The organism is Candidatus Schekmanbacteria bacterium (genome assembly GCA_016219965.1).
Classification (GTDB): Bacteria; Schekmanbacteria; GWA2-38-11; order GWA2-38-11; family J061; genus JACRJM01.
In genome coordinates, this window is sequence record JACRJM010000015.1 from 338,757 (window position 1) to 353,664 (window position 14,908).

General features: G+C 41.1%; 12 protein-coding genes. 5 read left to right on the plus strand and 7 right to left on the minus strand.

Annotated elements, in window-relative coordinates; all coding sequences use genetic code 11:
- Positions 1 to 32: 32 nt before the first annotated feature.
- The gene (locus tag HZA77_14830; GenBank protein ID MBI5376705.1) at positions 33 to 467 is read right to left on the minus strand and encodes a pyridoxamine 5'-phosphate oxidase family protein; all 435 of its coding nucleotides are present in this window, start codon (positions 465 to 467) and stop codon (positions 33 to 35) included.
- A gap of 211 nt (positions 468 to 678) precedes the next feature.
- Between HZA77_14830 and HZA77_14835 the strand changes: the two genes are divergently transcribed.
- The 5 genes from HZA77_14835 to HZA77_14855 all read left to right on the plus strand — a co-directional run bounded on the left by HZA77_14835 (position 679) and on the right by HZA77_14855 (position 6,525).
- Positions 679 to 2,394 carry an undecaprenyl/decaprenyl-phosphate alpha-N-acetylglucosaminyl 1-phosphate transferase gene (locus HZA77_14835; GenBank protein ID MBI5376706.1) on the plus strand — a complete coding sequence of 572 codons (1,716 nt, stop codon included), beginning with the start codon at positions 679 to 681 and terminating at the stop codon, positions 2,392 to 2,394.
- Positions 2,395 to 2,496: 102 nt separating this feature from the next.
- Positions 2,497 to 3,228, plus strand: a complete 732-nt coding sequence (locus HZA77_14840) for an NTP transferase domain-containing protein (GenBank protein ID MBI5376707.1) — start codon at positions 2,497 to 2,499, stop codon at positions 3,226 to 3,228.
- 59 nt (positions 3,229 to 3,287) lie between these two features.
- Positions 3,288 to 4,292: a dTDP-glucose 4,6-dehydratase gene (gene rfbB, locus HZA77_14845; GenBank protein ID MBI5376708.1), complete on the plus strand. Its 1,005-nt coding sequence runs from the start codon at positions 3,288 to 3,290 to the stop codon at positions 4,290 to 4,292.
- 251 nt (positions 4,293 to 4,543) lie between these two features.
- Positions 4,544 to 5,395: a dTDP-4-dehydrorhamnose reductase gene (gene rfbD / locus HZA77_14850; protein ID MBI5376709.1), complete on the plus strand. Its 852-nt coding sequence runs from the start codon at positions 4,544 to 4,546 to the stop codon at positions 5,393 to 5,395.
- Positions 5,389 to 6,525, plus strand: a complete 1,137-nt coding sequence (locus HZA77_14855) for a hypothetical protein (protein ID MBI5376710.1) — start codon at positions 5,389 to 5,391, stop codon at positions 6,523 to 6,525. The genes rfbD and HZA77_14855 overlap by 7 nt, the downstream gene beginning before the upstream one ends.
- A 99-nt stretch (positions 6,526 to 6,624) precedes the next feature.
- Here the strand turns inward: HZA77_14855 and HZA77_14860 are convergent, their stop codons facing one another.
- From HZA77_14860 to HZA77_14885, 6 genes are all read right to left on the minus strand, one after another.
- Complete coding sequence (locus HZA77_14860) at positions 6,625 to 7,071, minus strand: type II toxin-antitoxin system VapC family toxin (GenBank protein MBI5376711.1); 447 nt, start codon at positions 7,069 to 7,071, stop codon at positions 6,625 to 6,627.
- The gene (locus HZA77_14865; protein MBI5376712.1) at positions 7,068 to 7,292 is read right to left on the minus strand and encodes a hypothetical protein; all 225 of its coding nucleotides are present in this window, start codon (positions 7,290 to 7,292) and stop codon (positions 7,068 to 7,070) included. Before HZA77_14865 ends, HZA77_14860 begins: the two co-directional genes overlap by 4 nt.
- Before the next feature lie 52 nt (positions 7,293 to 7,344).
- Positions 7,345 to 7,521, minus strand: a complete 177-nt coding sequence (locus HZA77_14870; protein MBI5376713.1) for a hypothetical protein — start codon at positions 7,519 to 7,521, stop codon at positions 7,345 to 7,347.
- A 409-nt stretch (positions 7,522 to 7,930) separates the two neighbouring features.
- Positions 7,931 to 9,391, minus strand: coding sequence for a glycosyltransferase family 39 protein (locus HZA77_14875; protein MBI5376714.1), 1,461 nt, complete (start codon positions 9,389 to 9,391; stop codon positions 7,931 to 7,933).
- A 99-nt stretch (positions 9,392 to 9,490) separates the two neighbouring features.
- Positions 9,491 to 11,734, minus strand: coding sequence for an adenylate/guanylate cyclase domain-containing protein (locus HZA77_14880; GenBank protein ID MBI5376715.1), 2,244 nt, complete (start codon positions 11,732 to 11,734; stop codon positions 9,491 to 9,493).
- A 55-nt stretch (positions 11,735 to 11,789) separates the two neighbouring features.
- Positions 11,790 to 14,822, minus strand: coding sequence for an SMP-30/gluconolactonase/LRE family protein (locus HZA77_14885; GenBank protein ID MBI5376716.1), 3,033 nt, complete (start codon positions 14,820 to 14,822; stop codon positions 11,790 to 11,792).
- Between the last annotated feature and the right edge of the window lie 86 nt (positions 14,823 to 14,908).

Below are 14,908 nucleotides of genomic sequence, written 5' to 3' on the forward strand. Positions count from 1 at the left end.
CATCATGTGCGGAATGACAGCATTTCTAATTTCTATGGCAGGTTGGTTCTGCCGCTCATTACCTTTAGCGGGATACGTATGGAGTTTGATTCTTCAGAATTTGCAGCAATTCTGTCAGCCATTCCATCAAATGCATTTTCAGGACGTCCCATTTTTTTGGATAGAAGCCTGAGGAAGACAAGTATATCTTCCTTTTTGGTGAGACGTTCAGCTTTGCCTTCAACTATGGCCGCGCGCCATTTCATATGATTGGGGTCTGAGTCGCAGATTTTAAAGGCAACATTTAAATTTGATTTTACACATTTTGCCATGCGTCCACCGGGTCTGGAGCCGCAGTAAAGATAATTGTCATCGCTCGCATAAGATACCTCGACTGCATAAGGCTTGTTTCCGTCAACTGCCAGAATCATTCCCCATCTCCATTCAGCGATAAAACTCCTGATTTCCTTCTCTGTCATTTCTCTCATAACGCGCCTCCTGTTCAAAAATGAAAAAAGTTTTGTGACATATTAATTTATCAGTGCAAAATGAAATATATCCATAAAAAAAGCAAATCAATTTTACGTATGAAAATATTGTCAAATATAGAATTAACGCTTTATTAGGATTACTTTGTTCAGAATTTATGTTGACACTTTAGAAAAAGTCAATATATACAAAGGGTACGAGGTTCCACAAATGACCATTGATACAATATATCAAAGCCTACTATTTCTTTTTTTGACTTCAGGTTTTCTTTGTCTGATATTGACGCCTGCGGTAAAGCTTTTTGCTATACAGACAGGGATTCTCAGAAAACCGGGAATCCGGACTGTCCACTCAAAGCCTATGCCTCTTCTTGGAGGACTGGCGATTTTCATGTCAGCATCAATTTCGCTTGCGTTGATGAATCTTTTTGGAATCGGGTATTTCAACATAACCTCTTTTGAGGAAAACAAGTATATCCCGGTTATAGCAGGTGCCTTAGTGATAATGATTGTTGGCATAATTGATGATGTCCGCGGCATGAAGGCTTCAACAAAATTTATTGCCCAGTTTGCAGTGGCATTGGCAGTGTGGCATGCAGGTATCAGGCTTGACCTTTTAAAAACTTATACTGGTGCTGAAATTCCATTTTTGAATTCCGGTCTCTCACTCATTTTTACCATATTCTGGCTCCTTGCTTTTACCAATGCAATAAACCTGATTGACGGTCTTGACGGACTGGCTACAGGGATTTCTTCCATAGCCTTTCTATCCCTTGGAGTTGTTGCACTGTTCAATGACTGTTTTGTTCAGTCCTATATATGCTTTGCCATCGGGGGAGCTGCAATAGCATTTTTGAAATATAATTTTAACCCGGCAAAGATATTTCTTGGCGATACCGGTTCACTTTCCCTTGGTTTCCTCCTTGGCGGGGTTTCCATTACTGGCTCTATGAAAACCGCTACTATCGGGACTATCCTTGTGAGTATCGTGCTGATGGGGCTTCCCGTGCTTGATACAAGTCTTTCCATTATCAGAAGGGTCCTTAAAAATATCAACATATTCCAGGCAGACAAGGAACACATTCACCATAAGCTTCTTGATATGGGGTTATCTCATAGAAGAGCTGTGATAATCCTTTATTGCGTGTCATTGATTTTTGCTGTTTCGGCGGTTTATATATCATTTTCCACAGCCAGAAACATCGGGTTTATTGTGCTGATATTCTCCGGTATGGCGTACGTGGCTCTTAATAAGCTTGGATACAAAGAATACCTTAAGCTTATCAAATACAGAAATTCAAACGGTACAAATGAGAATGTGCCCTTTGAAATCCAGTATTTCAACCTGGTTTCTAAAATGAACCTTGCTGTAACACCTGAGAAGATATGGGAACATGCGGCAAAGATCCTTAAACTTATAGGCTTTGAACGCGTATCAATGCATATGCTTAATAATGACAGAACAAAGCTTTCAACCATTTTTACATGGTCTGTTGATCCGGATAAAATAAAAAACATCATGAAAGAATATGAGAAGATAACGAGAGACCAGAAGCTTGGTCAGGGCGGGTCTATAGTTTCCTATGTTCTTTCGCTTTCGAACAATGACATGATGGTGGTGAGGGACAAAGAGGAGATGAGGGGAAAAGTCTCAGACCAGATATTAGACCATATAGCCGCTGATGAATTCATCTGCATCCCATTGGTCGGGACATCAGGAATGCTTGGCGCTATTATTGCTGATAAGTATTTTACCAATAACAGGATAGAAGAAGATGAGATTGCCCTCCTTGCTTCCCTGTCATCACTCATAATCGCGGTTATAGAGCGGAACAGCCTGCTTAGCTACGAAGGTAAAGAGATAATTTTATCGAATAACGAAGTCAAGCTCAGGACCCGGAATGGCAAATTCGAGCATCTCCACTAAATGGGTTTTAATCGCTTCCTGTACTTAAATTTTCCTTGTATGCCTGCCTGATATTATGTATGTTTATTTTTTTTGAACTGACCAAATAAGGGGGTTTATCTTATGAAAGGTATAATACTTGGAGGCGGGCTTGGAACAAGGCTTAGCCCTCTTACGAAAATTACCAACAAACATCTTCTCCCGGTATTCGATAAGCCAATGATATATTACCCCATAACTGCGCTTATAAATGCCGGTATAAGGGACATACTCATTGTCACCGGCGGAAACAATGCCGGCGATTTCTTGAAGCTTCTCGGGAATGGCAAGGAATTCGGGCTTAAACATATTAATTACACATACCAGGAAGGTGAGGGGGGAATAGCCGAGGCGCTTGCCCTTGCCGAGCATTTCTCTGACAAAGAGAAGATATGCATAATTCTTGGAGATAATATCATTGAAAAAAATATAAAACAGCAGGCAGATGCTTTTATAAAACAGGAGAAGGGTGCAAGGATTCTTTTAAAGGAAGTTCCTGACCCTCATAGGTTCGGAGTTCCTGAGCTAAAAGGCGACAAGGTTGTCTGCATTGAAGAAAAACCGAAGGATCCAAAATCCAATTATGCTGTTACTGGAATATATATGTATGACAGCAAGGTATTTGATATTATAAAAACGCTGAAGCCTTCGGACCGCGGAGAACTCGAAATAACTGATGTCAACAATGCGTATATAAAGCTTGGCGAGATGCAATGGGATCTGCTTGAAGGATGGTGGACAGATGCAGGGACATTCGAATCACTAAGACGTGCTTCGAACCTTGTTGCAGAAACAGGAGCGAATAAAATAAATTAACAGCATGTATGTATATTGTTTAAAATCAACTAGATACATTGAAATAGGTAATGTGTGACATGAATATACTTGTAACAGGCGGGGCAGGCTTCATTGGTTCAAACTTTATCAGGATGATGCTAAAAAAGCATCCTGACTGGAATATAATAAACGTTGATTTGCTCACATATGCGGGTTGCATAGAAAACCTTGAAGATGTTTCTACAGACAAGCGCTACAGATTTGTTAAAGGAGATATTAACGATTCTGGTCTTGTTTCCTCACTTTTAGACGGCGTTGATGCAATCATAAATTTTGCGGCAGAATCACATGTTGACAGGAGTATTGAAGATCCATCAGTTTTTTTAAAAACCAATATCTTCGGGACTTACACACTCCTTGAACAAGCTATGAAAAAAAAGATAAAGAGGTTTATACAGATATCAACTGATGAGGTTTACGGCTCTCTGGGTAAAGAAGGATATTTTACTGAAACGACCCCACTTTCACCTAACAGTCCATATTCAGCGAGCAAGGCTTCAGCAGATATGATTGCAAGGAGCTATTTTGAGACCTACGGTTTCCCTGCAATCATCACACGCTGTTCCAATAATTACGGCCCGTACCAGTTTCCGGAGAAGTTTATCCCTCTGATGATTACAAATGCCATTGAGGACAGAGAGCTTCCTGTTTACGGAGACGGGATGAACATAAGGGACTGGATACATGTAGATGACCACTGCGCTGCCATTGAGGCAGTGTTTCTCAAAGGACGGGAAGGGGAAGTCTATAATGTAGGCGGCGGATGCGAGAAAAACAATATTGACGTTGTGAAGATGATTTTAAGGAAAATAGGCAAGCCTGAATCCTTTATAAGATTTGTCAAAGACAGACTTGGACACGACCGGAGATATGCCATAGATTCATCAAAGATAGAAAAAGAGCTCGGCTGGAAGCCGTCGGTTGAGTTTGAGCGGGGTCTTGAAGCAACGATAGGGTGGTATAAGACAAACACGAAATGGTGGGAGAACATCAAGAGCGGAGAATACCGCGATTACTACCGCAAGCATTATGAAAACAGATAATGCCGGAAGTGCTCCAGTTTTAGTTAATCAAAAGAATTCCTCGATGCTTTGTATTGGGGTGAATGTTATCATTTTCTTTGTTTTGTCATCCCCTCGAAAGAGGGGATCCAGAAATAATGGGTAAAACTGGATTCCGCATCAAGTGCGGAATGACAGTGTTGTATTAATATTTGGATTGCTGGGTAATTCATTTGTTTTAGATTCAGAGAATTGCCTGGCTCGTCATTGATTACAAATAAAGGAATAATCGGATGAGTTGTGCTTTACTGGTTGGTGCCGGAGGAATGCTCTCAAGGGATGTTGCAGCAAGGCTTTCCAAAGACTTCGATGTAAAAGGTTTCAGCATACATGAGCTTGATATCAGAGACAGGGAGAATGTCTCTGTAATGTTCGGGAAATTGAGACCTGCTGTCGTGGTTAACTGTGCAGCTTATACTAATGTTGATGGATGTGAGACAAACAGGGATGAGGCTATGTCGGTAAATTCCGCAGGTGTTTTGAACCTTGCCTTAGAAGCAAAGAAACATGGCTCTTTAATGGTTCATTTCAGCACTGACTATATTTTTGACGGCACGAAGAAATCTCCCTACAAAGAAGATGATATGCCCAATCCTATTAACTTTTACGGCAAGTCAAAGTTTGAAGGGGAAAGGTGGTTGATTGAGAGCGGGTGCGAGTACATAATCGTTAGAACTGAGTGGCTCTATGGAGCGGTCGGGAAGAACTTCGTATTCACGATGCTTGAAAAGCAGAAGAATCAGGGAACGATATCTGTTGTAGATGACCAGCGCGGTTCCCCTACATGGACTGACGAGCTTGCTGTGGCTGTCACGAAATTATTACAAAAGAAGTGCAGGGGAATTTATAATGTGACAGCATCAGGGGATTGCACGTGGTATAATTTTGCACTGAAAATATTTGATGCGGCAAAACTTAAAGCAGAAGTGTTGCCAATAAAGACTTCTCAATCCAACAGGACGGCGTCAAGGCCGACTTATTCAGTCCTTGATTGTTCAAAGTTTGAGAAAGATACTGGGATGAGGATGAAGAACTGGGATGATGCGCTTCTGTCTTTTTTGAGAGAGGTTAAGATTACATGCTGAAGAAATCGTTTTATAAAATCAGAGGCAAGGCTTTCGTCTGTTTCCTTATTGCTTTTGTCGCGATTATTCTGTCAGCGGACAATTCATCTGCTGTGTCAAGGCTCGTGATGAAACAGTTTCAGCCCCTTTTTGACAAGGGTGCCGAGTTTACAGGAAATAAAGAGTGCCGCACGTGCCACGAAGATATTTCAAAGAGTTTTTCAGAGACAAAGCACCAAAATGCTTTTCTCACACTCACTTCAAGGGGAAAAGAAGATGATACCAAATGCATTGTCTGCCATGTGACAGGAAACAGAGAAAGCGGCGGATTTAAAAGTCTTGATGAGACTCCTGCAATGGCAGGCGTTCAATGTGAATCATGCCACGGTCCTGCAAGCCTTCATGTGGTGAAGATAGAAGTCGCGGATTTCAGCCTTTCGCTTTGTACGCCCTGTCATACACTTGGGACTGTCGAGGGCATGGCGGGAGAATGCAACAGATGTCATCCTGATTATAAGCGTCATGTCGAGAAATTAAAAAGAAGGGAACGGATAATCAGGAAGCCTGATTCTGCCACCTGCACAGAATGTCACGACAATGATAATGACCCTCAGTTCAACTATGAAAGAAATTTCATTGAAGTAAGCCACAAGCCACCTGCACAGCCTTTGCCTGAAGTTAAGTCAAATGATAATGTCGTACTCCTTCCTTCAAAGCCCAATGTAAAAGGAGATGTAGATTATGTTGGAAACAACGCCTGCATAAAGTGCCATGCAAGCGCTTACAAAAAATGGGCTTCAACACCTCATGCGAAAAGTTTTGAGACTCTCGTTGAAAAAAAAGAAGAGATGACAACAAGATGTCTTAGATGCCACTCAACAGGATACGGGAAGAAAAGCGGTTTCCTCGATGAGAAGAATACGCCTTCATTAAAAGAAGTAGGATGCGAGACATGTCATGGCCCAGGCAAAGACCATATCGAAGCTGACGATGACAGGAAGATGAAGACTATCTACGGCATTACAAGCGACTGCCCGTCATGCTCGGCGGCACGCACATGTAAGCGCTGCCACACCATAAGGGAAGATTCCGAGTTCGACACAGCCCGCGACCTTGAACTGATCCGCTGCGACAGGCCGATAATAAAGTAATGCCGTGTCATTCCTGTACAAACAGGAATCCAGTTTATTGAAATACCTTATTGTTGTGAGATAGTGAAGAAATTATGCAGGGAGCGGGAATGGTCTACTTTATAAATAATCCTTCAAAACTATAACTTTTATTTCTTTTATCTGCTTTAGTTTTACATCATTAGTAATAAATGCATCAGCCCCAGAATTAATTGCAGCTGAAATCTGGATAGCATCAATAGTTCTGAGGGAAGGATATCTCCCCCTTAATTTGCCTGCGGCTTCGGCAATGACCTCTGAGATTTCAATCATGGTAAGATTTTTTCCATGTTTAAGGAATTCTGCAAATTTACGGGTAAGTTTTTCATCTCCCTGTTCTACCGGTTTTGATAAGACCTCTGTAAGGGTTATTACAGAAGAAAAGGCAATCAAATCTCCTGACTGAAAAGCTGAAACGACTTCTTTGGCGAGCGGGCCAAACTGATAATGGGCTTCTATGAAATATATAACTGGGGCTGTATCTATGAAGATAGTGTTGGTTTTATCAAGTTCATCAGAAAGAGTCATGCCCGATCTTCTCTAATTTGGTTAACGTATTTCTGGGCATCATCGCCTTTCCATAATCCTTTTCCAATTCCGTAAAGTCCTTTCCAATCGAGTTCCTTTTTGATTCTAATGCCGGTTTTTTGCAGCTTATGCGTGAGTTTTTCAACCAGTTTTAGCTGTTCCTTAAGCGAGAGCTTTTCAACCTCTTTTTCAATTTTTCCAAGCATATTTGTTCTTGGCATTTCTGAGCCTCCAATTTACAATTATATAATTATCATAATATATGTGCTTTTTTCAACCACCTTTATTAACATGGTGAAAATGGATTGAGAAATAACATGTGTGGCGGCACGCACCTGTAAGCGCTGCCACACCATAAGAGAAGATTCCGAATTCGACACAGCCCGCGACCTTGAACTGATCCGCTGCGACAGGCCGGTAAAGTAGATACGATTCTGTGAAAGAGTCCAATTAACACCTCAACTCATTACCGTCCTTAAAATATGGGCCGGCAAAAAAAACATCTGTGTTTGTGACTTTAGGCACTCACTATTAAATAGCGTTGGTTTATCTTTAAAATCATAACACTGAAATATAAATGATGTTAAGGATTTACTAAGAAGGATTAGACCAATGAAAAGAGATGAGATGCTAAAAAATCAGAATACATTGTGCAGTAAGGACTCCGGGAATCTTGATGTTATTCACTGTCCTAATTGTTGTTTCGAACATATCTGCAGCCGTCCACATGCTTTAATGTGTGACAGGCCTCAGCATATCTTTGAAGATACAAAAGAACTGATTGAGTTTCCCTTTGTAGCTCTGCATCAAACATTATAAAGCGATTCCACAACAGCCTCGCCAGCACTAGGAAAACAAATCATTTTTTACCAACGGATTTCAGGATTATATATTTTTGTGAAGTGAAAATTCGTTCGAATTTATTATCTGATAGGCTGTTGATAGTATTTTCAGGATTGACTCCTGTCCATTTTGAAAGCACACCTCCCGGCTCATATATAACATAGTCCGGATGTTCTTCATTAAAATATTTTTTTATCCCTTCTTCTCTTTTTTTGTAAGTTTTCCTGGATGTAAGTATTACGTTATAAGGCTCTGCATAAACTCTGGCAAGCAGATCAGTGTCAATTTCAGCGAGAATTGCAATGTTTGAGTTCCACCAGTTGAATGAGTCAATAAAGACTTTCTCCTGATTGGTTTTCATTGACTTAAACTGAGTGCTGATTTCAGTTACATAGGATGGTGTGGTCGGAAAAAACTCATCTTTTGCAGAAAGGTAAAAGTAGGAATATGTTGCAAACATTGAAACTACGAAAATACAGATTGTTGCTATAGATGCTGAGCGCGGTATTTTTTTCAGGAAAGCTCTAATGCTTTGGATACAGAATGGGATTAAAAGTATTGCAACCAAAAGACAATATCTTGGTTTTGGGAATGCATTTGTCCCGACTATCACAGTGGATATTAGAAACAGCAGTTCAACTGATATAAGCAAGATAAGTTTGCGGTTTACGTTTTTTGCAAATGACATTACTAAGCCAATAAAAGCGAATACGGCTGCCAAAGGGGTTATAGTTTTTACGATCATGTAGGGATATATGAGGAGCTTTCCCAGTATAGTAAATCCTTCCTGTGCGTGAACATTGATGTTTATGTTTGCCAGAGGGATAAAGACTCCGGTTCCAATGTAATTCCCTGTAATCCAGAAAACAGGGAAGGATAACGAAATCACAGTAAAGAGAAAAGTATTAAGAGATATTTTTTTTGAAGCAATGAAGAATATCAAAAATGGTATTAGAATCCATGCTTCGAATCTTGTCATCTCCGCTGCAAGCAGAAAGGTTGAACTTAGAATTACTGGTTTTGTTTCCCCATGGGCAAGATTTAAGTTCTTAAAAAAATAGAAAATTGATGAAATTACAAGAAAGAGAAAAGTCGCATCATTCATAGTCTGTGTGCTGTAGAGAATGTGATGGTAGAGGAATGATAGAAAAATTGAACTGTAAATTGCAGTTTTTTTATCAAAGAGAATGCAAACAAGTGAGTAGAATGGGAATATTGTTAAGGAACCAATAACAAGACTTAAAATCCTTGTTGAAATCATTGGAGAATCAAAAAGATAAATTATAAGCGATATAAGGTAATGGAAGAATGGGAATGAAAAACCATAGGTAATAAATGAAGGATGTTTTAGCCATTCAAGTGAAACTATTATCTTGCCAGCCGGATCTCCGCATGTATTGTCTGTTAATAAAAGAAAAATTGCCCTTATAAAAAAAGAAATTAAAAATATAAGATAAACTTTTCTGTCAATTTTCATTGAACATTCTGTATTATTAACACTTAGCAATATTAATTCCCTGAAAAATGGTCTGCTCTGTTTTACCTGCTAATGGAGCAGACCCTACAGTTTATGGCTCTATTTTGTCTTCATCACGAATACGCCGTCCCAGTCGTCGGGAGGAGGGGATTGCATGTAAGCTGTACAGCGCTCTATATAAACCGATGACGGACCATCATCACTGAATTGTTTTTTTATTTCTTTGAATTTATTTGCTGCTTCCTGCCACTGCCTGTTTCTGTATAAATTGATTCCTTCCTCAAACATCTTGGCCTTAGTAATAAGTTTTGAATCGTCGTCGCTTTCTCCCATAAGTTCGTAGATTTTTACAGGTTTCAATTTTCCTTTTACTCTCACAAGGTCTATTTCCCTTGTGATGAGCTTATCTGGAAGCTCGCTCTTTGTAAACTCACTTATTATAATGTTTGTCCCGTATGTTTTGTTAAGTCCTTCAAGGCGCGATGCAAGATTTACCGCGTCACCCATGACCGTATAGTCGAATCGCCTGTCTGAGCCCATGTTGCCGACAACGACATCCCCTGTGTTTATCCCTATGCCGATGTTGACAGGAGGCTTTCCTTCGGCGTCCCATTTTACCCTGAGCTTATGGAGTTTCTCAATCATTCCAAGCGCTGAAAGGCTGGATTTAAGGGCATGGTCTTTCATTTCAACAGGCGCCCCCCAGAAAGCCATAATTGCGTCTCCTATGAATTTATCCAGTGTCCCGCTGTTCACCTCTGTTATTACATCCGTCATTTCACTGAAGTATTCATTGAGAAGCTGGACAAGTTGTGCAGGAGTAAGAGATTCTGAGAGAGTGGTAAATCCTCTTATGTCTGAAAATAATATGGAGAGCGTTTTTTCTTCGCCCCCCAGTTTAAGCTTAGAGGGGTCTTTTGTGATGGCATTTACAACAGACGGGCTTAAATACTGCTGGAAAGCTCCCTTGATTTTTCTCTTCTCACGTTCTTCTGTGAGAAAGCGGTAAGAGGTGATGGAGATATAAAGAACGAATACGGTGAGCATTGGGAACACCATATTTACCCAGAGGCTTTGTGAAATAAAAAGAATTATCCCTGTTGCAATCACAAGCGCCAGCATTGCCGCCGCAAAAAAAGTGCTTTTCATTGGCGCCATCTTTGGAAGGACAAAAGAAAGCATTGTCCCTATTATCAATACTGCAAAGATATCGTAGATGAAAGAAAGCTTCGGATGATAAAGGAACCTCTGGTCTATGAAATTTTTTACAAGCGTTGCCTGTTTTTCAACACCGAACATAATACCGTAGGGAGTGACCCACTTGTCTCCTAATCCGGTTGCTGCGTAACCAATCAGAACTGCCCTGCCTTTAAGAAGGGAAGGGGATATCTTTCCTTCAAGGATATCTGAGCATGAGTAATAGCGGAATGTATTCTGTGGTCCGTAATAATTTATAAGATAACTTCCCCTCTCATCTGTTGGGATTAAAAATTTCCCGGTTTCAATGCCGTTGCCAAAATTTATTTTTATATTTTCAAAAGGAATATTCATATAGAGCCGGGCAACTTCAAATGAAAGAGGCGGATAATATGAATCGCCATATTTTTCAATCATCCACTCTTTCCTTACCACACCATCTATGTCAGTGCTCACAGCTTCTGCATTACCTGCTGATGCCGTTGCGTCTAAAAATATATTGAGCGGAATTAAAGCCTGCCCGGCAGTTATGGGTTTTAGTTCTTCTTTTAGCCCTGCCAAATCGCTTTCAAGGAAATAGGCAAATCTTTTTAGGTTCTCCAAAAGGTCATCAGAGGGTTTGCGTTGGTTTTCGCTACGTTGCGAATCTTGCGCACTCATTGACAATGCTATCACGGTGTTTCCCGCATTTCTGAAACTCTCTGCGAGAATCACGTCACTGTCAAAAGCTTTTATGGCGTTTTCAATTTCACCTTTCAGTGCCGTGAGGTTATCTCCGTTTTTGTCTTTCTCAATTTTATTTAGAACATCACTTAGGACTGCTTTTTCAGAGGAAACCTGAGACTCGCTGAAGATTATATCAAGTCCTATTGTCTTTGCCCCTCCCTTGCTCAATATATCTACGACCTTTGCAACTTGCTTTCTGTCCCAGGGCCATCGTCCCACTTGTTCAATCGATCTGTCATCTATAGCTACTATTACTACATTGTCTCCGGGATTTTGTATACCGCTTAAGAGAAAGCGATAGTCAAGGCTCATAAGTTCCAGTTTTTCGAGAACTGAAATCTCTCCCTTGGGACCATGGAAGGCAAGAAGGATGATAAATATAAGGGCAGTGCTTATAATGCCTATTTTTTTTGCTGACATGACTCAATCATATTTCGACTTGCACTGCATTGTCAAACAGGACGTGAGAGAGGTGCTATTTCACGGTGACCCTTTTAGATGTCACTGCGATGTTATTTCCTTCGTTATACTCGTTCACTGAATTGTCTGCGTCCCAGAAAACCTTCAGATAATATTTCCCTTTTGCTAAAGATTTTGGGACTTTCCAGTTATAAGTAACAGTTTTTTGTGTATCAGTTGCGAGGCCTGATAATACTTTTTCTTTAATCAATATGTCTCCGTCAAAAGAGCCGCTGTTATTGGACGAATAATAAAGCCTCACTGTAAAAGCAGAGGCATCCTGACCACCGATGTTCTTTCCCTGTGTTGATAACTTGAATGTTTTCCCTTTTTTTAAGGCAAGAGGATATCTTATGTTTTTTACACGGATGTCCGGAGCCGAGCTGTCGAGTTTGACGTATGATCCGCTGAAGGTTATGTTTCCTTCAGGTTCAAGTGTCTTCCCCTCGGAAGGGGGCTTTTTATATCCTTCGACCTGTCCGTAGGTAATGGTGTAATTACCTGAAGGGGCATCCTGCTGCGACCATAGCTCACCGGAGCCTTCATAATCAGCGGGGCCTGTAATGCTGAAAGTAGATGTTATGATATTCGTTGTAACTGTAATGACTCCTATAGTGTCTTTCTCAATAAATGTTGCTGTACAGGTTGTATCAGAGTCCATTGTCACTGATATGATTTCGTCTTCGCCAGTTACATCTCCGCTCCAGCCTGCAAACTTTGAGTCTGCTTCAGGCGTTGCCGTAAGAGTAATAACGACCGTCTGCGTGTAAACATGCGAACAGGTTTCACCGCAGGTTATCACTGAATCAGAGCTTGTGACGGTTCCGCTTCCTGCACCTTCTGTAGAAATGGTAAGAGTTACCGGATCAGGATCTACGGTTGTCTGTACTGTGGCTGTGTTGTTTGAAATATCAGGATCAGATTCTGCTGAGAATGCTGTTACAGTGTTAAGGAGTTTTCCTTTTTCAGTTGTTGAAATAGTAATTGTAATTGCTGCTTCTTCACCGCTTTCAAGCGTTGCAAGGTCGCATGTCACATTTACTCCATCAGCGCTGCATGTACCTTTATCAGAGCTTACGGTTCCGAGTGTGATCGTGACCGGAAGGTTATCGGTGAAGCTTACTTCTGTTGCTGGGTCAGGGCCAATGTTGGCGACAGAGACAGTATATGTTAGTACATCATCAATCATTACTGAGCTAGCAGATGCGTCAATCTCAGTTATAAGGTCTGCAACAAGGAGACCATAAGGCACGCGCTCGAACTTCTGTATCCTGTGGTTGTATGTATCTGCTACATAAGTATTCTTGGCAGAATCAACAGTGACTCCGTAAGGATAGTAAAGCTCCCCGTCGCCAAATCCATAACTTCCAACTGTAGCTGTAGAGATAGAATTACCGTTCTTATCAAATTTCTGGATGCGGTGGTTCGAAGTGTCTGCGACATAAATATAACCCGATGCATCAACTGAGAGTCCTATAGGAGAGCTGAATTTCCCGGTGCTTGTTCCATTACTTCCCCATTTGCCAAGATAAGTTCCTGATGAATTGAATTTTTCTATCCGGTTATTGCCTGTGTCTGCTACATAGATATTACCTGATGAGTCAATTGCAATTCCCTGAGGATAAGAAAATTGGCTGTTGCCTGTTCCCGCGCTTCCAATTTTTGAAAGATAAGTACCACTGGAGTCAAATTTCTGGACTCGGTGATTGTATGTATCTGCTACATAAATATTCCCAGAGCTGTCTGCTGCAAGTGCTCCGGGATAGCTCAACTGTCCGTTCTCAGAGCCGTATGTCCCGAACTTTATAAGAAAGGTACCGGCTGAATCAAATTTTTCTATACGATGGTTGTTTGTGTCAGCCACATAAATATTGCCGCTAGAGTCGACTGCTATACCCTGTGGCTGTGTGAACTCACCGTCGCCTGACCCGGAACTGCCAAACTTTGAATCAAAGACTCCGGCTGATGTAAATTTCTCTACACGATTGTTCCGTGTATCAGCGACGTATATATTCCCGTTGCCATCGGTAGTTATTCCTTTTGGCTCCTGAAACTGCCCGTCATCTTCTCCTGTTGCTGCCCATTTTGCAGTGAGAATTCCGTTTGAATCGAATTTTTGAATTTTATGGCTCCATGTAAATGCTGAGGTTGAACCGCCGGAAGCCACATAGATGTTCCCTGTGCCTGCAACTGCCACAGCATTGGTGTTTATGAACTCGCCATCACCTGAGCCATTTGTTCCGAACTTGGAAATAAAAACTCCGCTTGAGTCAAATTTCTGAATACGGCTGTTGTCTGTGTCAGCTACATAAACATTATTGGAGGAGTCCACTGATATGGATTGAGGAGAATCAAACTGGCTGTCCCCTGTGCCACTTGTTCCCCATTGGCTTGCATAATTGCCGACTGAATCAAGTTTCTGAATCCTGTTATTGCCTGTGTCAGCTATGTAACTGTTTCCTGAGGAATCAACTGCAATTGCCTGAGGTTTGTTGAACTGTCCATCACCTGAACCTGAAGTTCCAGTCTTTCCCAAAAATGTTCCTGATGAAGTGAACTGCTGGATGCGGTTGTTGTCTGTGTCAGCCACATAAACATACCCCGATGTATCTACTGCCACCCCCTGAGGGTTGTTAAATTGCCCATCTCCTGTTCCGGCGGTTCCCCATTTCTTAATGAAGTTGCCGTTGGAATCGAATTTCTGGATACGGTTATTCCCTGTGTCTGCTATATAGACATACCCTGATGAATCAACCGCCGCTGCGGAGGGGAGCTTGAACTGTCCGTCGCTTGTGCCATAGGAACCCCATGAGGTAATGAAATTCCCGTCTGAATCAAACCTGATTATAGTGCTTCCATCCCTGTCAACGACAAAGACGTTCTCTGATGAGTCCGTAGCAATACCCTGAACATAGCTGAAATACCAGAACTGTGAAGGCCATCTTAGAACGAACTGATAATACTCGCTGGCTTCAAGAGGAGTGATGTTTAGAAGAATAAATAGAAAGAAAAATATAAAATAAAAGAACTTTTTTATAGAGCTTTGCATGTCAGTATGTCATTAAATTAAATATAATGTATTCAATGAACTTCTTTATATTACCTATAAATTTAAAAATCCAATAATTCAACAGA